This window comes from Curtobacterium sp. PhB136, from assembly GCF_004346855.1.
Taxonomy (GTDB): domain Bacteria; phylum Actinomycetota; class Actinomycetes; order Actinomycetales; family Microbacteriaceae; genus Curtobacterium.
Map to the genome: position 1 here is coordinate 99,279 of NZ_SMGH01000004.1, position 22,536 is coordinate 121,814.

The 22,536-nt window shown below is 71.0% G+C and carries 20 protein-coding genes and 1 pseudogene; 2 read left to right on the plus strand and 19 right to left on the minus strand.

Going from position 1 to position 22,536, the window contains the following annotated elements; translation table 11 throughout:
• Positions 1-317 precede the first annotated feature (317 nt).
• The 6 genes from EDF27_RS00555 to EDF27_RS00580 all read right to left on the minus strand — a co-directional run bounded on the left by EDF27_RS00555 (position 318) and on the right by EDF27_RS00580 (position 7,657).
• Complete coding sequence (locus EDF27_RS00555; RefSeq protein ID WP_123701338.1) at positions 318-2,426, minus strand: fructose-specific PTS transporter subunit EIIC; 2,109 nt, start codon at positions 2,424-2,426, stop codon at positions 318-320.
• Positions 2,423-3,463: a hexose kinase gene (locus tag EDF27_RS00560; protein WP_123654517.1), complete on the minus strand. Its 1,041-nt coding sequence runs from the start codon at positions 3,461-3,463 to the stop codon at positions 2,423-2,425. The genes EDF27_RS00555 and EDF27_RS00560 overlap by 4 nt, the downstream gene beginning before the upstream one ends.
• Positions 3,460-4,248, minus strand: coding sequence for a DeoR/GlpR family DNA-binding transcription regulator (locus EDF27_RS00565; RefSeq protein ID WP_123654519.1), 789 nt, complete (start codon positions 4,246-4,248; stop codon positions 3,460-3,462). Before EDF27_RS00565 ends, EDF27_RS00560 begins: the two co-directional genes overlap by 4 nt.
• A 176-nt stretch (positions 4,249-4,424) precedes the next feature.
• Positions 4,425-5,303, minus strand: coding sequence for a carbohydrate ABC transporter permease (locus tag EDF27_RS00570; RefSeq protein WP_207909541.1), 879 nt, complete (start codon positions 5,301-5,303; stop codon positions 4,425-4,427).
• Complete coding sequence (locus tag EDF27_RS00575) at positions 5,300-6,337, minus strand: sugar ABC transporter permease (RefSeq protein ID WP_123701336.1); 1,038 nt, start codon at positions 6,335-6,337, stop codon at positions 5,300-5,302. Before EDF27_RS00575 ends, EDF27_RS00570 begins: the two co-directional genes overlap by 4 nt.
• 3 nt (positions 6,338-6,340) lie before the next feature.
• A complete protein-coding gene (locus EDF27_RS00580) occupies positions 6,341-7,657 on the minus strand; it encodes a sugar ABC transporter substrate-binding protein (RefSeq protein WP_132047745.1) in 1,317 nt (438 codons plus the stop codon).
• Positions 7,658-7,972: 315 nt separating this feature from the next.
• On the opposite strand from EDF27_RS00580, the gene EDF27_RS00585 reads away from it, so the two are divergent.
• A complete protein-coding gene (locus EDF27_RS00585; protein WP_132046754.1) occupies positions 7,973-8,896 on the plus strand; it encodes an SGNH/GDSL hydrolase family protein in 924 nt (307 codons plus the stop codon).
• An 89-nt stretch (positions 8,897-8,985) separates the two neighbouring features.
• Here EDF27_RS00585 and EDF27_RS00590 read toward each other — a convergent pair whose 3' ends face one another.
• From EDF27_RS00590 to EDF27_RS00630, 10 genes are read right to left on the minus strand one after another with little or no spacing between them, the layout of a single operon-like run.
• Positions 8,986-10,173, minus strand: a complete 1,188-nt coding sequence (locus EDF27_RS00590; RefSeq protein ID WP_132046756.1) for an ABC transporter permease — start codon at positions 10,171-10,173, stop codon at positions 8,986-8,988.
• Positions 10,170-10,907: an ABC transporter ATP-binding protein gene (locus tag EDF27_RS00595; RefSeq protein WP_123654529.1), complete on the minus strand. Its 738-nt coding sequence runs from the start codon at positions 10,905-10,907 to the stop codon at positions 10,170-10,172. Before EDF27_RS00595 ends, EDF27_RS00590 begins: the two co-directional genes overlap by 4 nt.
• Positions 10,904-11,953: a peptidoglycan-binding protein gene (locus tag EDF27_RS00600; protein ID WP_123654530.1), complete on the minus strand. Its 1,050-nt coding sequence runs from the start codon at positions 11,951-11,953 to the stop codon at positions 10,904-10,906. The genes EDF27_RS00595 and EDF27_RS00600 overlap by 4 nt, the downstream gene beginning before the upstream one ends.
• Entirely contained in the window at positions 11,950-12,444 is a 495-nt protein-coding gene (locus tag EDF27_RS00605) for a hypothetical protein (RefSeq protein WP_123654532.1), read from the minus strand. The genes EDF27_RS00600 and EDF27_RS00605 overlap by 4 nt, the downstream gene beginning before the upstream one ends.
• Before the next feature lie 26 nt (positions 12,445-12,470).
• On the minus strand, positions 12,471-12,980 hold the full coding sequence (locus EDF27_RS00610; protein ID WP_123654534.1) for a hypothetical protein: 510 nt from the start codon (positions 12,978-12,980) through the stop codon (positions 12,471-12,473).
• A 47-nt stretch (positions 12,981-13,027) separates the two neighbouring features.
• Positions 13,028-14,143: a HAMP domain-containing sensor histidine kinase gene (locus tag EDF27_RS00615; RefSeq protein WP_132046758.1), complete on the minus strand. Its 1,116-nt coding sequence runs from the start codon at positions 14,141-14,143 to the stop codon at positions 13,028-13,030.
• 5 nt (positions 14,144-14,148) lie between these two features.
• On the minus strand, positions 14,149-14,802 hold the full coding sequence (locus EDF27_RS00620) for a response regulator transcription factor (RefSeq protein ID WP_123654538.1): 654 nt from the start codon (positions 14,800-14,802) through the stop codon (positions 14,149-14,151).
• A 22-nt stretch (positions 14,803-14,824) separates the two neighbouring features.
• A complete protein-coding gene (locus EDF27_RS20185; protein ID WP_260233355.1) occupies positions 14,825-14,947 on the minus strand; it encodes a hypothetical protein in 123 nt (40 codons plus the stop codon).
• Positions 14,948-14,996: 49 nt separating this feature from the next.
• Positions 14,997-15,551 carry a DUF2231 domain-containing protein gene (locus tag EDF27_RS00625; protein WP_165931289.1) on the minus strand — a complete coding sequence of 185 codons (555 nt, stop codon included), beginning with the start codon at positions 15,549-15,551 and terminating at the stop codon, positions 14,997-14,999.
• A 10-nt stretch (positions 15,552-15,561) separates the two neighbouring features.
• Positions 15,562-17,730: an AAA family ATPase gene (locus EDF27_RS00630; protein ID WP_132046762.1), complete on the minus strand. Its 2,169-nt coding sequence runs from the start codon at positions 17,728-17,730 to the stop codon at positions 15,562-15,564.
• Positions 17,731-17,850: 120 nt separating this feature from the next.
• Between EDF27_RS00630 and EDF27_RS00635 the strand changes: the two are divergent.
• Positions 17,851-19,014: pseudogene (locus EDF27_RS00635) on the plus strand (heparan-alpha-glucosaminide N-acetyltransferase domain-containing protein); the annotation flags it as partial.
• Between the two features lie 36 nt (positions 19,015-19,050).
• Here the strand turns inward: EDF27_RS00635 and EDF27_RS20000 are convergent.
• From EDF27_RS20000 to EDF27_RS00650, 3 genes are all read right to left on the minus strand, one after another.
• Positions 19,051-20,448, minus strand: a complete 1,398-nt coding sequence (locus EDF27_RS20000) for an MFS transporter (RefSeq protein WP_123701326.1) — start codon at positions 20,446-20,448, stop codon at positions 19,051-19,053.
• Between the two features lie 102 nt (positions 20,449-20,550).
• A complete protein-coding gene (tatA, locus tag EDF27_RS00645) occupies positions 20,551-20,835 on the minus strand; it encodes a twin-arginine translocase TatA/TatE family subunit (RefSeq protein WP_123654737.1) in 285 nt (94 codons plus the stop codon).
• 149 nt (positions 20,836-20,984) lie between these two features.
• Positions 20,985-22,469: a sugar transferase gene (locus EDF27_RS00650; protein WP_132046766.1), complete on the minus strand. Its 1,485-nt coding sequence runs from the start codon at positions 22,467-22,469 to the stop codon at positions 20,985-20,987.
• Positions 22,470-22,536: the final 67 nt, after the last annotated feature.

A 22,536-nucleotide genomic window follows, 5' to 3' on the forward strand; every position in this document is an offset into this window, starting at 1 on the left:
GTCAGCGAGACGCGGCCCGGTCCGCGAGACGCCGCTCTGTGCACGAGACGCCGCCGACTCCGGCGGCGTCTCGAGCACAAGGCGGCGTCTCGGTGACCCGGCGGTGCCCGGCCAAGCCAGACCACGGACGGGAGGCCCGGTGCCAGCTGGCACCGGGCCTCCCGTCCGTGGCATGGTCGCGTCCGACTCGCGGCGCCGCACGCGGTGCGAGACGCCGCACGCGGTGCGAGACGCCGCCGATTCCGGCGGCGTCTCGCGCACACGGCGGCGTCTCGACGAAGCAGCGGCGCCCCGACGCGCCCCCAGCCGCGATCGCGCTATGCGGCCACCGGCGTGCGCTGGTCGACGGCGTCGCCGGCGAGTGCCGCCTCCTCCGCCCGAGCCGCATCGGCGGCCGGCGCGCGGCGCACCCACTTCTTCAGCCCGACGAGCACCAGCGCGGAGACCACGGTGCCGGACAGGATCGCGACGATGAACATCCCGACGTCCCCGATCGCGAAGAACACGAAGATCCCTCCGTGCGGCGCCCGCGAGGTCACGCCGGCCGCCATCGAGATCGCACCCGTGACCGCGGCCCCGACCATCGATGCCGGGATCACGCGGAGCGGGTCGGCGGCGGCGAAGGGGATCGCCCCCTCGGAGATGAAGGACGCGCCGAGCAGCCACGCGGCCTTGCCGTTCTCGCGCTCGGGCTTGGTGAACCCCTTGCGGTAGAGCAGGGTCGATGCGAGCGCCAGGGCCAGCGGCGGGACCATGCCCGCAGCCATCACGGCCGCCATGATCTCGAACGGCACCACGTTCGTCGCGGTCCCGGCTCCGAGCCCGGCGACGGCGAACGCGTACGCCACCTTGTTCACGGGTCCGCCGAGGTCGAACGCCATCATCAGGCCGAGGATGATGCCGAGGAGGACTGCCGACGCGCCGGACAGCGAGTTCAGCCACGCGGTGAGCTCGGTCATCACCCAGGCGATGGGTCCGCCGAGGACGAGCAGCAGCAGCCCGGACGCGATGATCGACGCGAACAGCGGGATGATCACGACGGGCATCAGGCCCCGCAGCCAGCGCCAGACCGGGATGCGACCGATCCAGTACGCGGCGGCACCGGCGATGAGGCCACCGACCAGACCGCCGAGGAACCCGGCGTTCATGAAGACGGCGATCGACCCGGCGACGAAGCCCGGTGCGATACCTGGACGGTCGGCCATCGCATAGGCGATGTACCCGGCGAGCGCCGCGACCAGGAAGCCGAGGGAGACGCCGCCGATCTGGAACGCGGCGGCACCGAGGTAGTACGCCAGACCCTGGGGCGGCAGGTGCAGCAGCGTGTAGTTGGTCAGCGTGTAGACGGCGTTGTTCTGGCCGGAGTCACCGTGCGGGAGCGCGATGCCGTACCCGGCGAGCAGGAAGCCGAGCGCGATGAGCAGGCCACCGCCGGCGACGAAGGGGATCATGTAGCTGACGCCGGTGAGCAGCCAGCGCTTGAGCGACTGGCCGAAGTGCTCGTCCTTGGCGGTGCTGCTGGACGCGTCGCCGACGGTGCCGGAGACGCGGGCGGCGTGCGGGTCGTCGGCGGCTCGGAGCGCCTCGGCGATCATCGCGTCGGGTTCGTCGACGCCGCGCTTGACCGGGCCGGACACGAGCGGCTTGCCGGCGAAGCGGGAGCGGTCGCGGACGTCGACGTCCACCGCGAAGACCACGGCGTCGGCGCGGGCGATGAGCGCGGGGTCGAGGGGTTCGACCTGCGAGGACCCCTGCGTCTCGACGTGCATCTCGGCGCCGGCCCGCTGGGCGGCGGCGACGAGCGCGTCGGCCGCCATGTAGGTGTGGGCGATGCCGGTCGGGCAGGCGGTCACGCCGACGATGACCTTGCGTCCGCCGTCCGCGGCGGGGTCCGCCGGTCCGGGCACCGCGGTGGAGGCTCGGGGTGCGCCCGTCACACCGGCGTCGGCGACCTCGCCGGTCACCTCGCGGTCGACCAGGTCGACGATCTCCTGCTGGGTGGTCGCGGCACGGAGCGCGGCGGTGAAGTCGTCGCGGATGAGCGCACGGGCGAGGGTGGAGAGGACCGTGAGGTGGTCCTTGTCCGCGCCTTCGGGCACGGCGATCATGAAGACGAGGTCGGCGTCGCCGTCCGGGGCGCCGAACGGCACCTTCCGGGCCAGCCGCGACATCGCCAGCGTGGGCTCCGTGACGGATGCCGAGCGGGCGTGCGGGATGGCGATGCCACCGGGGACGCCGGTGCCGACCGACGCCTCGCGCTTGATGGCGTCGGCGGCGAGGGTCTCGCCCGATGCGGCGCGGCCGCTGGCGGCGACGCGGTCGGCGAGGACGCGGATCACGTCGGCGGACGTGGCGCCGAGGTCCTCGTCGAGGCCGACGAGGGGGACGCTGATGAGTCCCGGACTCGTGGTGCGCTCAGCGGTCATGGTGTGCTCCTTTGCAGTGACGCAGTGGGTTCAGGTGTGGGGGTCGTGGCGGTGACGGGTTCGTCGGTGGTGAGGCGGACGACGGTGACCGCGTCCGGGTCGGTGTGGTCGAGGGCCGGGACGTCGCTGCCCGGCAGTGCGGCCGCGGCGGCTCCGGTGGCGACGGCCTGTGCGAGCCGTTCCTCGGGTGAGCGTCCGGCGACCTCGGCGAGCAGGTAGCCGGCGAGGGAGGAGTCCCCCGCGCCGACCGTCGACCGGGCCGTGATGCGCGGTGCGGCGGCGAAGAACGACCCCTCGGGGCCGATCAGGATCGCGCCGGCGCTGCCGAGGGTGAGCAGGACGGTCTCGACGCCGCGGTCACGGAGCCGTTCGGCCGCCGCCGCCGCGAGTTCGTGGTCGCGCTCGTACTCGTCCGGGTCCCCGCCGACGATCTCGGCGAGCTCCTCGGCGTTCGGCTTCACCAGATCGAGGTGCGCTCCGGACTGCAGCAGCGCCGTGAAGGGCACGCCAGAGGAGTCGACCGCGATCCGCACGTCCGCGCCGTGACGGGCACGGACGGCCCGGACCAGGACGGCGAGCGCATCGTCCGGCAGGCCCGGCGGCAAGGAGCCGGCGAGGACGACCCATCGGGCGCGCGGCCCGGTGGGCGTGACGTCGGCGGTGTCGGCGACGAGGGCGGCGAGGTCCTCCAGGCGTCCGGCGAGCGACGGGCCCGGTTCGTTGAGCTTCGTGGTGGTGCCGGTCGGCTCGGTCACGGTGACGTTCGAGCGGAGCGGGGCGCCGATCGGCAGCGCGGCGGTCGGGATGCCACGAGCCGCGAGGCCGAGCAGCACCGGGTCGAGTTCGTCCCCGGGCAGGACCGCGACGGTGTCCCCGCCGCTGGCGACGACGACGCGTGAGACGTTGACGCCCTTGCCACCGGGCTCCGCCGTGGACCGGGTGGCGCGCTGGACCGAGCCGCGCTGCAGTTCGCCGGCGAGCTCGATGGTGCGGTCGAGGGACGGGTTCGGGGTGACGGTGACGATGCGCCCGCTCATGCGACGACCACCTCGACGTCGGCTTCGGCGAGCGCCTCGGCGAGGTCGGCCGGTGGCTCCTGGTCGGTGACGATCGTGTCGACCTCGTCGAGCCGGGCGAAGCGCATCAGGGCCTCGACGCCGTGCTTGGCGGCGTCCGCGAGCACCACGCTGCGGCGAGCGGCGAGGACGTACGCGCCCTTGACCGCGGCCTCGTACTCGTCCGGGGTGCTCAGGCCGAAGCCGGCGGAGAGACCGTTCGTCCCGATGAAGGCGATGTCCGGGCGGAGCGCGCCGATCTGCTCGACGGTGGCGGTGCCGACCGCGGCGCTCGTGACCCCGCGGACGCGTCCGCCGAGCAGGTGCAGTTCGACGTGCGCGCTGTGCTGCAGCGTCGCGGCGATCGGGACGGAGTTCGTGACGACGGTGATCGTCGCGCCCGGCTCCGCGGGCTCCCACGCGGCGAGCTCGGTGGCCACGGCGGCGCAGGTGGTGCCGGCGTCGAGGGCGATCGACCCGGTGAAGGTCGGCGGCACCAGGCGCATCGCGGCTCGGGCGATCGCGGACTTGGCGGTGCCGTGCTGTCCCTCGCGCTCGGCGACGCTGAGCTCGACGACGCTGGAGCGACCGACGGGGACCGCTCCCCCGTGCACCCGGCGGAGGACCCCGGCGGACTCGAGCTGGTCGAGGTCACGGCGGACGGTCTCGGTGGTGACGTCGAAGTGCTCGGCGAGGTCGGCGACGGAGACCCGACCGGCGCTGTGCAGCTGTGCGGCGATGGCGTCGTGGCGCTCCGTTGCGTACATGCCCGAACTCCTTCGTTCCCGTTGGTTTCGAGAACGATACGCCGCGATCCCACACAATCGCAACCGTTTCGCCCCGGAACCAACACAACCGAAGACGCCGAGATCGCACTTCGTGTCGGTCCTCCCCGAAGGCAGGCGACACCAAGTGCGATCTCGGCGGGAGTGGGCGGGGGGGGCTAGCCCTTGACGGCGCCGGCGGTCATGCCGGACACCAGGCGGCGCTGGACGATCAGGAAGAAGACGACCACCGGCAGACTGAACAGCACACTCGCCGCCATCAGCCCGCCGAAGTCGGTCCCCTTGTTCGTCGAGAACCCGGCGAGCCACACCGGCAGCGTGTACATCCCCTGGTCCTTGAGCATCACGTACGCGGTGAGGTAGTCGTTCCACGCGGCGATGAACGCGAAGACGCTCGTGGCGATCACCCCCGGCATCACGAGCGGGAACAGCACGCTCCACAGGATGCGGAAGGTCCCCGCCCCGTCGGTCTTCGCCGCGTCCTCGATCTCGATCGGCACCGCGACGAAGAACCCGCGCATCACCCAGATGGAGAACGGCAGGACACTCGCGACGTACGCCAGGATCAACCCGATGTAGCTGTTCAGCAGCCCGAGCGACTGGAACGACAGGAACAGCGGGATGAGCAGCGCACCCGACGGGATCATCTGCACGAACAGGATCGCGACGAGGATCGCCCGTCGGCCCCTGAACCGGAACCGCGAGAGTGCGGCCGACGCAAGGAACCCGACGACGATCGACAGCACCACGGCGGCCACGACGACGATCGCGGAGTTCCGCAGGTAGACCAGGAAGTCGTTCTGCGTGAGCGCCCGGGTGAAGTTCTCGATCGTCGGGTGCAGCGGGAACCAGATCGGGGTCATCGTGGTGACCTCGTCCGCGGGCTTGAACGCGGTGTTCACCATCCAGTAGATCGGGAACACCCACACCAGGCAGAACAGCACCGCCAGGGTGTTGGCGAGCACGCGCGGCTTGCGCTTGCGAGCACGCACCGGAGCCGGTGCCGGTGCCGGGGTCCGCACAGTCGGAGTCGTCACAGGTCTTCCTCCCCGCTCCGGATGAGCCGGCGGATGTAGTAGCTGGTGAGCACGCCGAGGATCGCCGTCGAGATGACCGCGATCGCCGCACCCTGCCCGTAGGCGTTCGAGACGAACGACTTGACGAAGGTCCAGATGCCGAGCGTCAGGGTGGCGTCCTCGGGGCCGCCCCTGGTGAGGAGCCAGATCTGGTTGAAGACGTTGAAGTCCCAGATCACCGAGAGGATCGTCACGAGGAGGAGCGTCGGGGCGAGGGCCGGCAGCGTGATCGACCGGTACATCGCCCACGTGGAGGCCCCGTCGAGCGCCCCGGCCTCGTAGTACTCGGGCGCGATCTGCGACTGCGCCGCGTAGAGCGTCAGTGCGACGAAGGGCACCGCCTGCCAGATCACCAGCGTCAGCACGATCGTGTACGCCTGCCCCGGGTGCGACGCCCAGTTGTCCTGCGTGTGGTCGCCGAACACCCGCACCGAGGTGATCAGCCAGTTCAGCACGCCGTAGAACGGCTGGAACAGCCACTGCCAGACCAGGCTGGACGCGACGTTCGGCATCGCCCAGGCGAGCACGAGCACGACACTGACGACGGTGCGCATCACGACGCCGAGCCGCGTGAGCAGCTGCGACACGGCCATGCCGATCACCAGGGTGCCGAGCACCATCGACGCGGTGACGACGATCGTGCGCAGGATGACCGGCCAGAAGCTGGCGTCGGTCAGGACGTTCGTGTAGTTCGTGAACCCCGCGAACCCGGCCTGCCCGGTGAAGATCGCCCGGAGGCCGTACTCCTGGAACGAGATGACGACGAGCCGGACGAGCGGGTAGACGACGAGCGCGAGCAGGATGACGGCGGCCGGGGCGAGCAGCACGAGCGGTGCACGCGATGCTCCGACGGGACGTCGACGCGGGCGGGGCGGTCGTCCGGACCGCCCGGGGCGGCCGGGTCCGGGGACCCGGCCGGCCACGGGTGGCTGCCCCGCGCCGGCGACCGGCCCGGCCGCAGCCGAACCGGTCGCCGTGTCAGCGGTGGACGTCATCGACTACAGACTCGCGTTGAGCGCCGAGGTGAGGTGCTTCGAGAAGTCCGTGGCGGACTCCTTCGGCGACTTCCGGCCCGTCGCGACGTCCGCGAACATCGACTGGAAGCTCGCGTCGCCCTCGATGGTCGCCCAGCCCGGGGTCGCCGGGGTCGGACGGCTGGTCGATGCGGCCTCGAAGTACGGCTTGTGCAGCTCGTCGACGTCACCGGCGACGGACTTCAGCAGCTGGGTCGAGTTCGGCTCCCAGCCGTCCACGCCGAACACCTGGTCCTGCTGGAACTTCTTCGAGGTCAGGATCTTCAGGTAGTACAGCGCGAGGCCCTGGTTCGCCGCCTTCGCCGGGATGCCGAGGTCCGAGCCGCCGAGGAACACCGGCTGCGTGCCGCTGCCCGATGCGGACGGCATCGGGAAGGTGCCGATCTGGTCCTTGAGCTCCGGCTTGGCCGTGGTGACCGAGCCGATCTCCCACGCGGATCCGAGGAACGCCGAGGTGTTCCCCTGGGCGAAGACGTCGCTCTGCGACGGCTTGTCGGTGTTGATGTCCTGCGTCGACTTCGCCGAGTACGCGTTCTGGAAGTCCTTCCAGGCGGTGAGGCCCTTCACGGCGTCCGCGGAGTCGAGCGTGCCGGTCCACTTGCCGCCCTTCTCCGTCGCGATCTGGCCGCCGGCGTCCCACACCCACTGCAGTCCGCCGTACCAGTACTGGCCGGGCATGTAGAACGCGGAGAAGTCGCTCGCCGTGTTCTTCGCCTTGACCTTGTCGAGGTCCGCGGTGAGTTCTTCGTAGGTGGTCGGCGCCGTGGTGACACCGGCGTCCGCCCACACCTTCTTGTTGTAGACGACGGCGCGGTTGCCGGCGAACAGCGGCGCACCGTAGAGCTTGCTGTCGACGGTGGCCGGTCCCTCGAGCCCGGAGAGCCAGGTCTGACCGCCCTTGAGTTCCTTCTCGTACGGCGTGAGGTCCATCAGCCCGCCGGTCGCCGCGTACACGGGGACCTGCGTGTTGCCGAGGTCCACCACGTCCGGGGCGTCCTTCTGCGCGAGTGCCGTGGTCAGCTTCGTGGTGATGCCGTCCCACTGCTGGAGCTGCACCTTCACCTTCGCGCCGGTGGCCTTCGTGAACTGCTGCTCGGCGGCGCTGAGCACCTTGTCGCTGAGGTCGCCGTTCATCATCCAGACGGTGATGGTCTTGCCCTTGCCATCGGGTGTGCCGATGGACTTCGTCCCGCTGTCGGAAGCGGCGTTGCTTCCGGCGGAGCACCCGGTGAGGGCGAGCGCGGCTGCCAGGCCGAGCGCACCGAGTGCGGCGAATCGCATGCGTGTCACGTTGACTCCCTTGGTCCGACCTTTATGAAAGGACGTTGCGTATTCGCAATAGAAGACCTTCGAGCGCCCCTTGTCAACCGTTGGATCGGTCCCTGTGGAGACATTCGATCCGCGTGTTTCCGGGGGATCACGGATGCCGAACGGATCGGGAACATCTCTTGACGAACTGGTCATGACCAGGCATCATCACCGACCCCTGACGACCGCCATCCCGCTTCGTCCATAGCGCGTTGACATACTGATGTTCTGGGTATTGCATGCTCACAACCACTCGTCGCACCGACGCGACGGGGAGAAGGAGACGTGATGCGCAAGATCCTGCTCGCCCTCACCACCACGACCGCAGCGCTCATCGCCGTGGGCGCCGTGCCCGGGGCCGCCGCCGCGGACGCACCGGACGGCGAATGGGCCGTCCTCGGTGACTCCTACACCGCTGGCTACTTCGCCGGCGACCAGCTCGAGCCGCGCGACGGGTGCCTCCGCACGAACGGCGCGTACCCGGTGGTCGCGCACGCCGCGGCCCGGCCGGACCTCGTCCTCCGCAACGTCTCGTGCGTCGGCGCCGAGACGAAGAACGTCTGGGAGAGCCAGGTCCCACCCGCGGGCACCGATCCCGTTGCACCGCAGATCGAAGCGCTGTCGGACCGGACCGAGGTCGTGACGATCGGTCTCGGCGGGAACTCGTTCGGCTTCGGCCCGGTCCTCACGAAGTGCCTCGCGCTCGGCATCGCCGTCTCCGAGAAGCCCGGCACCCCGTGCACGACCTCGTACGGCGCGGACGTCGCCGGCGGTCGACTCGGGGACGAGCTGGAACAGCGGATGCAGCAGGTCCTCACCGAGTACGGCACCATGCTCGAAGCCGTCCACGACGCCGCACCGAACGCCCGCATCGTCACCGTCGGGTACCCGCAGCTGGCGCCTGCGGACCCGTCGACGTGCACGTGGAAGGAACCGACGCAGTTCTCCTTCGTGACCCGGTCCGACCTGCCGTTCTTCAAGCTCGCCGAAGACCGCCTGAACCTCGGCATCGCCGCGCAGAGCATCGCGCACGGCATCACCCACGTCGACCCCACGGCGGCGAGCACCGGCAACGACGTCTGCGCGGACCCGGCATCGCGCTGGATCGAGGGCCTGCGCTCCGCCGACGACACCGACACCCTCGTCCACCCGACCCTGCGTGGCCACGCAGGCATGGCGGACCTGGTCGCGGACGCGGTACTGGCCGGCTGAACCGCGGCACCGGACGCACCGACGGGAGGCCCGGTGCCGGTCCCGCAGACCGGCACCGGGCCTCCCGTCCGGATCCAGAGCCGTGGTCCCTAGACCGCAGCCAGCGCGCTGGTCGGCGGGATGCGCGCTGCGCGCGCCGCCGGGTACAACCCGGACACCCCACCGATGACGACCGTCGCGCCGAGTCCGCCCGCGACCGCCCAGGCGGGGATCGTCACCGGCCACCCCTGGCCGATCGCGAAGACCATCGTCACCCCGACACCGATCACCACCCCGGCGACACCGCCGAGGAACGAGAGCAGCAGCGACTCGACGAGGAACTGGTCCCGGATGTTGCGTCGTCGGGCACCCAGCGCTCGCCGGACACCGACCTCGGCGCGCCGCTCGAGCACCGTGATCACCATCGTGTTCGCGACCCCGATCCCGCCGACCAGCAGCGCGACACCGCCGATGCCCACCAGCAGCCCCGTGAACGAGTCGTCCGTCGCGTTCTTCGCGGCGAGCGCGTCGGACGGCCGTGTGACTCCGACGTCCTGCGGCGCGTCGGACCGGATGGCTCCGGCGAGGACGTCGCGGGCCTGCGCGACCCGTTCAGGGTCGACCCGCGTGTAGACCGCGGTCGGCGACCCGTCGAACCCGAGGTCCGACGCGAGGGAACGCGGGACGAACACCTGGTTGTCGAGGTCGTCCGCGAGTTCGAGCCGCTCGAGGATGCCGACGACCTGCACCCACCGGCCGCCGATCCACACGCGGGTGTCGTCGCGCACCCGGTCGATCCCGAGCGCCGCCGCGGCATCGGCACCGAGGACGACCTGCGCCGGCGCGTCCGCGGACGAGTCGATCCACCTGCCGGACGCCACGGCTCCACCGAGCACCTCCGGGACGTCGCCCCACGCGGCCGAGACTCCGATGCCCTTCGTCTCGGAAGCGGGGATGAAGGGGTTCCGGTAGACGGCGGTGTCCTCGACCGTGCCGACGGCCGCTGCCGACTGCACCTCGTCCTGCCGCAGGGCGGACTCGAGTGCCGACGGAGGAAGGGGCGGGACCTCGCCGAACCCCTGGGCCTGGGTCGCGGTGAGCACGTTGGTGCCGAGCGCGTCGAGGACCTGGTCGAGCTTGGCCTTGCTCGAGGACGAGATGCCGACCACCGCGATCATCGCCGCGATGCCGATCGCGATGCCGAGGGCGGAGAGCACGACGCGTCCAGGGCGGGTCCGGAGGCCGAAGACCCCGAGCCGGAGGAGGTCCGCGCCGCTGACTCCGGACCGGCGGCTCATCGTCCGCCCCGGATCGCGGTCGCGAGGGCCGCCGCGTCGGCCGGAGCGCCGTCGGCGTCCGGTCCGGAGTCCTGTTCCACCCGGCCGTCGCGCATCCGGACCTGGCGCGGGAGGGAGGCGGCGAGCTCGAGGTCGTGGGTGATCACCAGCACCGTCGTGCCGGCAGCGTTCAGCGCGCGGAGCAACTCGAGGATCGCGGTCCCGGACGCCGTGTCGAGCGCTCCGGTGGGTTCGTCCGCGAGGAGGATCGTCGGATCCCCGACGAGCGCCCTCGCGATCGCCACCCGCTGCTTCTCACCGCCGGAGAGCTGGTTCGGGCGGTGGTCCACACGGTGTGCGAGTCCGACCGTGCCGAGCGCATCGACCGCACGTCGATGGCGCTCCTGCCGCCCGGTCGCGGTGTACAGGAGCCCGTCGGCGACGTTCTCCGCCGCGGTCGCGCCGGCCTGCAGGTGGAAGTGCTGGAACACGAACCCGATGTGGTCCGCGCGGAGGAGCGAGAGCGCGTCGTCGGACATCGTCGCGACGTCGTTGCCGGCGATCGTCACCGTGCCCGAGGTCGGGCGGTCCAGGGTGCCGACGATGTTGAGCATCGTCGACTTCCCGGATCCCGAGGGCCCGACGACCGCCACGAGCTCGCCGGCGGCGACGTCGAGTGAGACGCCGCGGAGGGCGCCGACGTCCCCGTAGGTCTTGGTGACTTCCCGGAGCGCGAGGACCGCTGCGCCGGTCATCCCGGCACCACGACGCGGTCGCCTTCGGCGATCTCGCCGGTGATCGCGACCCGACCGTCGGCGATGAACCCCGGGTCGACGGCGACCCGATCGCTCGTGCCGTCCTTCCGGACCACGTCGACGGCGTACCGCCCGTCGCCCCGGGCGACCAGGGCCGAGACCGGCACCGAGAGCACGTCGCGTTCGGTGGTTCCCTTCGCGTCGATCTGCGCCGACGCTGCCGCCGGGAGCTGCCGGTCGCCCGGCTCGAACGACACCTGGACGTCCACCTTCGAGCCGGAGTCCTCCCCGGCACTCGGCTGGACGTCCGTGACCTCCCCGGTCATCGGGTCGCCGGTCCCGTTGATCCGCACGTCGACCTTCGTCCCGACCGCGAGCCGTTCGGCGTCACGCTGGGAGACCGTCGCGGTCACGATGCGCTTCGTGCTCGTGACCGTGACCACGTCGCCGCCCGCCGGCTGACCGAGTTTCCCGGTGACGGACGCGACGCGGACGTCGCCGTCGACGAACACGACGTCGTTCGCGGTGAGCACCCCGGTCACCTTCTGGCCACGGTCCTTCTGCCACTGCCGCACGGCGCGCTGCGTCCGGGGACCGAACGTGTCGTCCTGAGCGACGTCGTAGCCGAGTGCTGCCAGGTTGTCGTTGAGCTGCCGCACGTCGGTGCCCTTCCTCCCACGCTGCAGTTCCCGCCAGAGCGGGACCGTGCCGTGCATGCTGCGCACTGCGCGCTCGTCGACCGCGTAGAGGGTCTCGTCGCGGTGGATGACGGTGCCCGGCTTCGGCAGCCAGGTGAGCGTCCCGGCCGCCGCTCCCGGAACACCGACCGGGGCACCGTAGCCGAGCGTTCCGGCGAAGACCTTCGAGTCCGTCAGGTCGCCCTTGACGACCGGGGTGGTGGGGCGGCGCTCCTTCGTCCCGTCGTCAGCGGCGGCAGGAGGACTCGACGGCAGATCGACGATCGCCCACGTCCCCGTCCCGGCCGCGATCACCGCGACGAGGCAGACGCCGGCGACGGTGGCGCGCTTCCGCGTCCTGGTGTTCACCGCTGTTCCGCCACTCCACCGTCGCCGAACGCCTCGGTGCCGCACTTGTGGGCGACGTCGTCGAACGTCGATTCGTCATCGGGCGTGAACTTCGCCATCGCGGCAGGGTCGTCCGGGTAGTCTTCGAACCCGTTGTCGCGGATGCACTCTGCCATCTTGCGCATCTGCTTCTCCGTGCCGGGCGCCTCCTTGGCCTCCCCTGCCTGCCCCGCGCCGCTCTCGGCGCCGCTCTCGGCGCCGAGGCAGGCTCCGAGATCCTGCACCCACTGGTCTTTGTCGACGCCCTCGGGAACCTGCATGTCCACGCCTTTCGACGTGTCCGGGTCCGCCATGTCGTAGCCTTTGCCCCGCATGCACTCCGCTGCGTTCGCACTCTTCGCACCGGGGGACGTCTCGTCGCTCGTCGGCGATCCGCTCGAGCACGCCGCGAGGAGTCCGGGAAGCAGCAATGCCGCGGCGACGATGGTGGTGAGTTTCGTGGTCTTCTGCATGGTGATCTCCTTGCGTGGTTCCGGCATCAGCCGAGGTCCTGGGTCTGGGTGTCGGGTGCGAACTCGTCCGTGCACTCCTGCATGACCTCCTGGAACGCCGGCTCCTGAGCGCGGGCGTAGCCGTTCAGGTCGATCACGCCCGGCTTCTGCTCGGGGAAGTCCGCGTAGCCGTTCTCGCGGAGGCAGCTGGCGACCTCGGCGGACTCGCGCTCCCACTTCTGCATGTCCGCCTTGCTGTGCCCGGCGATTCCGGCCTGCTTCCTGCACGTGGCACCGGCCTCCGTGAACTCGTCGCCGTCGGCGCCGGACGGCGCCTGCATCATGCCGGACTCGGCCGCGGCGTCACTCGGGTCCTTGACGTCGAACCCGGCGTCGCGCATGCAGGAGCCCCACTTGGCCCCGATGCCGGCGCTCGCGTCGGCGACGGTGTCGGTCCCGGTGGACGTCGAGCACGCCGCGACGGTGAAGGGCAGGGTGCAGATGACGAGTGCGGCCGCGACCAGTGCGGTGCGGTGGCTCCATGGTGTGTGCTTCATGTGACCAGCACACCGGAGAGGCTGTTTCGGCCCGTGTACCCGCCGCGTTACAGCGGCGAAACGTCGACCCGCACGCGCAGCCCGCCGTCGTCGCGAGCGGCGATCGCGAGTTGCCACCCGTGCGCCTGCGCGATCGAGGCGACGATCGAGAGGCCGAGGCCGCTGTGCCGGCCCGAACCGACTCGACTCGGGCAGCGACGGAACGGTTCGACCAGCAGCGGCGCGATCTCGCGGGGCACTGCCGGCCCGGAGTTCTCGACCATGAACCCGCGGTCGTCGGTGACGACCAGGACGAACCCGCCGGGCTCGTTGTACTCGACGGCGTTGCCGACGAGATTGGTGAGGAGCTGGCGGACGAGCGTCGGCTCACCGGTGACACACCGGACGGGAGGCTCGGATCGCGCGGTGTGGGTCAGCGTCACCTCGTGCTCCCGGCCGGTCTCAGCGAGGGCGGTGGTCACCTCGTCGGCGAGCGCTCGGAGGTCGATCGCCGATCCGGCGTCGGTCAGTCCGCGGTCCGCCTCCGCGAGGACCAGCAGCGACTCGACGAGGTGCTCCGTTCGGCGGTTCTGTGCCAGGAGCTCCTCGCGCGTGGCCCACAGCTCCTCGGGGCCGGCATGCTCGTGCAGTCCGATCTGCACCGCCGCTCGCTGAACGGCGAGCGGGGTCCGGAGTTCGTGCGAGGCCTGGGCGACGAAACGCCGCTGGCTCTCGAACGCGGTCTCCATGCGGTCGAGGAGATCGTCGACCGTCCGCGAGAGGCGCCGGAGCTCGTCGTCCGGACCACCGAGGTCGATGCGCTCGTGCAGGTTCGACGCGGTGATCCGGTTCGCGGTCGCCGTGATCCTGTCGATGGGGCGGAGCATCCGCCGGCTGACGAGCCACCCGAGCCCACCGGCGAGGACGCCCGCGCCGGTGACCCCGACCGCGGACCATCGCCACTGCCGAACGGCCACGACGCTCACCACGGTCGCGGCGGTCGTGCCTTCCGTCGCCGACGTCGTGGGTCCGGACCCTTCGGATTCCTCGCGCTCCACCGCCACGGTGGAGACGGCGCCCACTCCCGCGAGGGACATCACGTTCGTGAACACCACGACCCCGGTCGCAAGGGCCATGGCGGCGAGCGCGAAGACGAGGGCGGTGCGGGCACGGATGCTCCACATGCGTCTCACAGGGCGTAGCCCCTGCCCGGCACCGTCCTGATCGGGTCCGGTTCGCCGAGCTTCTTGCGGAGCTTCGACATCGTCACCCGGACCGCCGCGGTGAACGGGTCGATGTTCATGTCCCAGACCTTCTCGAGCAGCTCCTCGGCCGAGACGATGCGACCGTCCGCGCGCAGCAGGGTCTCGAGGACCCCGAGCTCCTTCGAGGTGAGGTCGAGCAGCCGACCGTCCCGGGTGACCATGCGGCGGTTCGTGTCGACGACGAGCCCGACCCGCGACAGCACCGGCGCGACCGGAGCGACGGTGCGCCGTCCGAGGGCGCGGACCCGTGCGACGAGCTCGGGGTACTCGAAGGGCTTCGCGAGGTAGTCGTCTGCCCCGAGTTCGAGTCCGTTGACCCGGTCGGCCAGGGCAGTGGCCGCGGTGAGCATGAGGATCCGCGTGAGGCTCCCCCGTGCTGCGAGTCGACGTGCGACCTCGTCGCCGTGCATCCCGGGGATGTCACGGTCGAGCACGACGACGTCGTAGTCGTTCACCGAGAGGAGCTCGTCAGCGTGGTCGCCGCGGTAGGTGACGTCCACCGCCATGTCCTGCCGGGTCAGTCCCTTCGCGACGAGGTCCGCGAGCGGGACCTCGTCATCCACCACCAGTACGCGCACTCGTATATTGCACGTGATGTTCCTAAGCGTTGGCTGGATCGACATGCACGGCACCGGCCTGTTCATCGATCCGGACCACGAACTCGACGCAGCGGACGCCGGGGACGAAGGAGAACGGGACGGTGTCGATCGTGAGCTGGTCCATGCGCCGAGCTTCGCGAACCGACTGTTTCGCTGGCGTTACGCGGACGGCGTCAGACGTCGAACGGGACCTCGCCGGACCGGCTGACCCCGGCTCGCTGCCGGTACGCCAGGTGCCCTCCGAGGTAGCCGCCGACGCCGATGACCGCGAGTCCGGCGAACCCGAGCAGCTTGCCGGCGCCGTGGTTGCCGTGCTTCCGCTGCAGCCAGGACAGCCCGTACAGCGAGATGCCGACCCAGTTCACCGCCTGGTGCACCCATCCGGTCCGGAGCTGCTCGCGGTCGAGCTCGGACCAGTCGGCGTACCCGGCGGCCGTCGCACTGCCCGAGGAGACCAGCCCGACGCCGACCAGCGTCTTCGCCGCCTTCGCGTTGCCCTTCCCGCCGAGCAGGTCGAGCACGGCGGCGGAGATCCATGCGCCGAGCGGGACCTGCACCATCAGCGGGTGCAGCGGGTGCCCGAAGGGGACGCCGTGCAGCAGCTTCCGCAGGCCTCGGGGGCGGACGAGGGCGTCGACGACCTTGCGGTCGATGTCGACGGCCTTGTCGAGCACGCTCGCGTGCTCGATGGACTCGGTGACGCGACGGATCGCGGGGATCTCCGGCATGCGCTGGACGCTACTCCTCGACGATCTCCGCGAGTTCGAAGGGTTCCACGACCAGCCCGTCGCCATCCTCGGCGACGTCCACCCGGACGGTGTCGCCGTCCCGGACGTCACCGGCGAGGATCGCGCGCGCCAGCTGGTCGTCGATCTGGCGCTGCATGAGCCGGCGGAGCGGACGTGCGCCGTAGACCGGGTCGTACCCGCGCTCGGCCAGCCAGCCCCGGGCTTCGGGGGTGACCGCGAGCTCGAGCCTGCGGTCCGAGAGCCGTCGTGCGAGCCGGTCGACGTACAGCGACACGATTTGCCCGAGGTCCTCCGAGGTGAGCGCCTGGAACACCACGATGTCGTCGAGCCGGTTGATGAACTCCGGGCGGAAGGCCTGCTGCACGAGTTCGCGCACGGCCTCTTCGCGCTGCTCCTCGGTCAGCGACATGTCCGTCGTGAACTGCGAGCCGAGGTTCGACGTGAGGACCATGATCGTGTTCCGGAAGTCGACCGTGCGGCCCTGTCCGTCGGTGAGTCGTCCGTCATCGAGCACCTGCAGCAGCACGTCGAAGACCTCGGGGTGCGCCTTCTCGACCTCGTCGAGCAGGATCACGGAGTACGGGCGCCGCCGGACGGCCTCGGTGAGCTGGCCACCTGCCTCGTACCCGACGTACCCGGGCGGGGCACCGATGAGCCGTGCGACGGAGTGCTTCTCGCCGTACTCGCTCATGTCGATGCGGACGAGGGCCTTCTCGTCGTCGAACAGGAACTCGGCGAGGGCCTTCGCGAGCTCGGTCTTGCCGACACCGGTCGGCCCGAGGAACAGGAAGGACCCGGTCGGACGATCCGGGTCGGAGATGCCGGCGCGGGTGCGGCGGACGGCTTCGGACACGGCCTGCACCGCGGTGCGCTGCCCGATGATCCGGCGGCCGAGTTCGCTCTCGAGGTGCAGGAGCTTCTCAGTCTCGCCCTGCAGCAGACGCCCCATCGGGATGCCCGTCCACTGCGCGATCACGGCGGCGATGTCCTCGTCGGTGACGCTGTCGTTGACCATCCGGTCGGCGGACTCGGCCTGTTCGGCGGCGGCCAGCTCGGCCTCGATCCGCGGCTTCTCGCCGTACTCGAGCCGGGACACGGTCTCGAAGTCGGCTTCGCGCTGGGCCCGCTGCGAGCGCATGTTGAGCTCGTCGAGCTGCTGCTTGAGTTCACCGATGCGGTTCAGCGACGCCCGCTCCGCCTGCCACCGCGCTTCGAGCTCGGCGAGCCGTTCCTCGCGCGTGTGCAGCTCGTTCCGCAGGGTCTCGAGGCGCGCCTTGGATGCGTCGTCCTTCTCCTGCTTCAGCGCGAACTCCTCCACCCGGAGCCGGTCCACGTTCCGCTTCAGCTCGTCGATCTCGACGGGGCTGGAGTCGATCTCCATGCGGAGTCGGGACGCTGCTTCGTCGATGAGGTCGATCGCCTTGTCCGGCAGCTGTCGCCCGGAGATGTACCGGTTCGACAGGCTCGCCGCGGCCACGAGGGCGGAGTCGTTGATCGTCACCTTGTGGTGCGCCTCGTAGCGCTCCTTGAGCCCGCGGAGGATCGCGACCGAGTCCTCGACGCTGGGCTCCCCCACGTAGACCTGCTGGAAGCGGCGTTCGAGTGCGGCGTCCTTCTCGATGTACTCGCGGTACTCGTCGAGCGTCGTCGCACCGATGAGTCGCAGTTCGCCACGCGCCAGCATCGGCTTGAGCATGTTCGAGGCGGCGACGGATCCTTCTCCGCCGCCCGCGCCCATCAGCGTGTGCAGCTCGTCGATGAAGGTGATCACCTGGCCGTCGGACTCGTTGATCTCCTTGAGCACGGCCTTCAGCCGCTCTTCGAACTCACCGCGGTACTTGGCGCCTGCGATGAGCGCGGAGATGTCCAGCGACACGAGGCGCTTGTCCTTGAGCGAGTCGGCGACGTCGCCCGCGACGATGCGCTGTGCGAGTCCCTCGACGACGGCGGTCTTGCCGACGCCCGGCTCACCGATGAGCACGGGGTTGTTCTTGGTGCGGCGCGTCAGCACCTGGGAGACGCGCCGGATCTCGGCGTCGCGGCCGATCACGGGGTCGAGCTTGCCGCTCCGGGCGATCGCCGTGAGGTCGACGCCGTACTGCTCGAGGGCGGTCTTCTGCTGCTCCGCAGAGTCAGGAGCGCCCTGGAGGTTCGCCATGCGTTCTGTCCTTTCCTTGCGTTGGTCCTGGACTTGAGTCTACTGCACTCAACTTACGTCCGGCGGGCCGTATTCCGGGATACGTCCGCGAAACACCGGGAGCGGTGTGCTCTCCACATGATGAACCTCAACACTCGTCCACGGGTCGACGGGCTGGACGTCGCTCGTGGACTCGCCGTCCTCGGCATGTTCGCCGCGCACGTCGGTGCCGCTGGCACGCCGTTCACCTGGGGCGACCCTGCTTCATGGTCCGCGCTCGTGCACGGCCGCTCCTCGATCCTGTTCGCCTTCTGCGCCGGTGTGTCCCTGGTGCTCGCCACCGCCGGTCGCGTCGACGGGCCGCCCGCGAGGGTGACGGACCGTCGACGTGTGGTCGGCCGGGCCATCGCGGTCTTCGCCCTCGGGGCGCTGATGATGGCCCTGCAGACGCCCATCAACGTCATCCTGCCCACCTACGCCGTGCTGTTCGTCGCCACCGTGCCGTTCCTGCGGGCCCGGCTCCGCACCCTCGTCCTGCTGGCGGGCACCTCGCTCGTGGTGGGGCCGGTCGTGGCCGTCGTCGGCGAGGCACTCACGGGTCCGGGGTCCGGATTCGTCGGCGACGTCCTCGTCCGTGGGTACCCGGCGGTCTCCTGGTGGGGCATCGTGCTCGCCGGGGTCGTGGTGGGCCGGGCCGGCCTCGAGCGGGGCCGTGCGCTCGCGCTCCTGCTCGTCGCCGGCAGCGGGTGCGCCCTCGTCGGGTACGGCGGCGGGTTCCTCCTGCGCCTCGGCCTCGGGCTGGAGCCCCCGGCGCCGTCGACGTCGGTGAACGCCGCCGACCTCGGGGGTGACTCCGCAGGCGGCTCCTCCGTCGCCGTGCCCCCGGACGGCTCGGTCGCCCCCATCGCGACCGACGGGTCCGCGGGCGTCCACCTGGACTGGGAGCGACTGACCGGGCTCTTCCCGCACGCCGGCTCGACCGCCGAGCTGCTCGGCGGACTGGGCGTCGCGATGGCAGTGCTGGCGATCTGCTGTCTGCTCACCCGCCGTCGACGCCACGTCCTCGGCCCGATCGCCACCGTCGGCACGCTCGCGCTCACGCTGTACTGCGCCCACGTGGTCGCGTTCCGGATCTGGACGGCATTCGGGACCCCCGGCGCCGCGGAACCGGGCGGGCCGACGGGCGGTGACCCGGCGCCCCCGCTCGGCGGGTGGGTTCCGTTCCTCGTGCTGGCCCTCGCCAGCACTGTGTTCGCGGTCCTCTGGCGACGGCTCCGCGGGAGCGGGCCGCTCGAACGACTCACACGGTGGGCATCGCGGCGGTTCGACGACCCAGCGCCGTCAGGGCCGCGGCCGGTCCGGGTTCCGGATGCCGATCGCACTGACGACGGCCCCGGCGACCAGCAACAGCGCCATCACGACCACCGCGCGGTGCAGACCGGCGACGCTCATCTCCCCGCCGAGCACCACGCCGGCGAGCGCGACCATCACGAGACTGGCGATCCGGGCGATCGCGTTGTTCACCGCTGACCCGACGCCTGCCTCGGTCTGCGGGACCGATCCGAGCACCGCGCTGGTCAGCGGTGTGACCATCAGGGTGATCCCGAGGCCGATGAGGACCAGCCCCGGGAACACCGCGGGCCAGTACCCGTCCGGCTGGCTCCCCACGGTCACCATCAGCAGGGCACCGATTGCGGCGATCGCGGGCCCGGCCGCCATGAACCACCGCGGACCGTACCGCCCGGCGAAGCCGCCGACGGTGGTGGAGAGCAGCAGGAGCACCACGGTCGGCGGCAGCGTCGCGAGACCGGCGAGCCAGGCCGGGAAGCCCCAGACCTCCTGCAGGAAGAGCGTCACGACGAATCCGACCATCCCGAGCGCGCCGTAGATCGAGAGCGTGGCGATGTTGCCGACCGCGAAGTTCCGGGCACGGAACAGTCCGAGGGGCACCAGCGGGGCGCCGGTCGTCCGCGTCACGCGGAGCTCCCACGGCACGAAGGCGGCGAGCGCCACGGCGCCGAGGACGAGCGCCACGACGACCACAGGCGAGCCCCACCCGAGCCGCTCCTGCTCGATGAGCCCCAGCACCACGCCGCCGACCCCGACCACCGCGAGCACCGCCCCGACGACGTCCACTCGGGGGTGGTCCCCGGCGACGACGTCCCCGGAGATGCGCCGGACCAGCGGGATCGTCACGGCGATGGGGATCGCGGTGAGCACGAAGATCCAGCGCCACCCGATGCCGTCCACGATCAGGCCGCCGATCACCGGTCCGACGATGATCGCCGCGCTCGACCACGCCGTCCACGAGCCGATCGCCTTCGACTGGGCCGCTCCCCGGTACGCCGCGATGATCAGCGCCAGCGAACTCGGGGTGACGAGTGCACCGCCGACGCCCTGCAGCGCCCGGGCACCGATGAGGACCTCGCCGTTCGGTGCGATCGCACACACGATCGAGGCGATCCCGAACACCACGAGGCCCCACTGGATGATCCGGACGCGGCCGTACAGGTCGGACAGCGAACCCGCGACGAGGATCAACGAACCGAGCGTCACGAGGTACGCGTCGACGGTCCACTGCTGCACGACGAGCCCGCCGCCGAGCTCCTGCCGGATCGCGGGGAGCGCGACGTTCACGACACTCGAGTCGAGGCCGACCACGAACGACGCCAGGATCGCGACGACGAGCACCACACGCCGGTCGTCACGGAGCGGTGCGGTGTGGACGGGAGCAGTCATGCGCTCATCATGCGCGTTCCGGGCGCTGCCCACACGACGAAGCCCCCGTGTGGGATCACGGGGGCTTCGAGCCCGAAGGCTCGGTGACGGGGCGGGACCGGATCAGTTCCGGTGGTCGGTGGTGGCGTTCGGCTGAACCGACGGGCCCGGGTTCACGACGGGGGCCTGGTTCACGACCGGCTCGGCGGGGGCTGCCGGAGCGGCGGTGTTCTGGACCGTGGTGTCGGTGCCCTTGGCCTTCTTGTCGTCGATGTCCATCTCCTTCTTGAAGATGTTGATCGACTGGCCGAGCCCCTTCGCGAGGGCCGGGAGCTTGGTCGCACCGAACAGCAGCACGACGATGCCGAGGATGATCAGCAGGTGCACACCGGTGAGGTTTCCGAGCATCATGACTCCTTGGTTCTGGAAGTGGTCGCCGTCAGCGGGTCGTCATCGATCCGCCCGGCGGAAGCCGAGTTCGTCCCATCGTAACTCCCGCGGGCCGGGATGCCCAGGCCGCACTCCTGAACGGACACCGTTCGCACAGGAATTCACCCTCAGTACGCCCCGCGCGATCGCAGCACCGAGGGGATCGTCCTGGCGAGGATCACGACGTCGTGCACGAAGGACCAGTTCTCGACGTAGTGCAGGTCGAGCCGGACACCGTCGGCCCAGTCCAGGTCCGAGCGGCCACTGATCTGCCACAGGCCGGTGATCCCGGGGGTCACGAGCAGCCGTCGGTCGGCGAAGTCCTCGTAGAGGGCGACCTCACGGCGCAGCGCCGGGCGGGGTCCGACGAGGCTCATCGACCCGACCAGGACGTTCCAGAGCTGCGGCAGCTCGTCGAGCGACGTCCTGCGGAGGAACGCCCCGGCCCGGGTGACGCGTGGGTCGTCCTGCATCTTGAACAGCGGGCCGGCGCCCTCGTTCTGCGACTGCAGGGCGGCCATCCGACCCTCGGCGTCGACGCACATCGTCCGGAACTTCAGGATCGAGAAGTCCACGCCCCCTCGCCCGACGCGCGTCTGCCGGAAGAGCACCGGTCCACCGTCGTCGAGCCGGATCAGCAGTGCGACGGCGGCCATCACCGGGGCGAGCAGCACCAGCCCGACGCCCGCTCCGGCGACGTCGACGAACCGCTTGCCGAAGCGACGCCGGTACTCGGGCGTCTCGACGTGCATGAGCGGGAGCCCGTCGACCGGGCGCTCGTGCACCCGGCCCGCTGCGATGTCGGCGAGCGGCGAGGACACGACCAGCTCCACACCCCGGTCCTCGAGCTGCCATCCGAGTCGACGGAGTCGCTCGTGGCCGCCCGGCACCGCCCCGGCGATGACGACCGCCGGGACGCCGGTGGCCTCGGCCAGGGCCAGCACCCCGCCGACACCACCGAGGACCGGGACGACGGCGTCCCCGAGCTCGATCTCGGTCCCGACCGGCAGACAGTCGGTGACGACCGCGCGCACCCGGTAGCCGGCCCCCGGGCTGGCGGCGATGCGGCGCCCGACGTAGCGGGCGTCCTCGGCGTCGCCGACGAGCAGCACGTCCATGAGTTGCTCGCCGGATGCCCGGCGGCGTGCGAGCGCGGCCCGGGTGCTCTTCCGACCGAGCGCGAGCAGCAGGACGCCGAGCGGAAGGGCGATCGCGACGTACCCGCGGGCGATGTCCACCTGGAGGGCGTACGCGACCACGGCGACCAGCGCCCCGGTCAGGAGGCTCGCGGTGAGGAGCCGGCGGTACTCGTCGCCGCCGACCCCGGCGATGCGTGGGTCACGGGTGCGGAACGTGGAGAGCAGCAGCATCCAGAGGACGATGATCGCCGGAGCGACGACGACCTCGAGCCAGCCTTCCCCTGCGATGCCGGTCGCCGCGTCCCAGGGGAAGCGCAGCAGGTGCGCGCCGCCGAACGCAGCGAGCAGCAGTCCGAGGTCGAGCGCGGCGACACCGAGCGCGCGACTGCCTCGGAGTTGAGCACCCCCGGCACGGGCGGACGCGGGGGCGGGTGACGGAGCGGGCGACGGGGTGGGGTGGAGCGCGAGTGACAACGGAGACCTCCTGCTGGCCACCGGCGCGACAGAGTCGCACCGGACGCCGGGTCATCACGGGTCACGA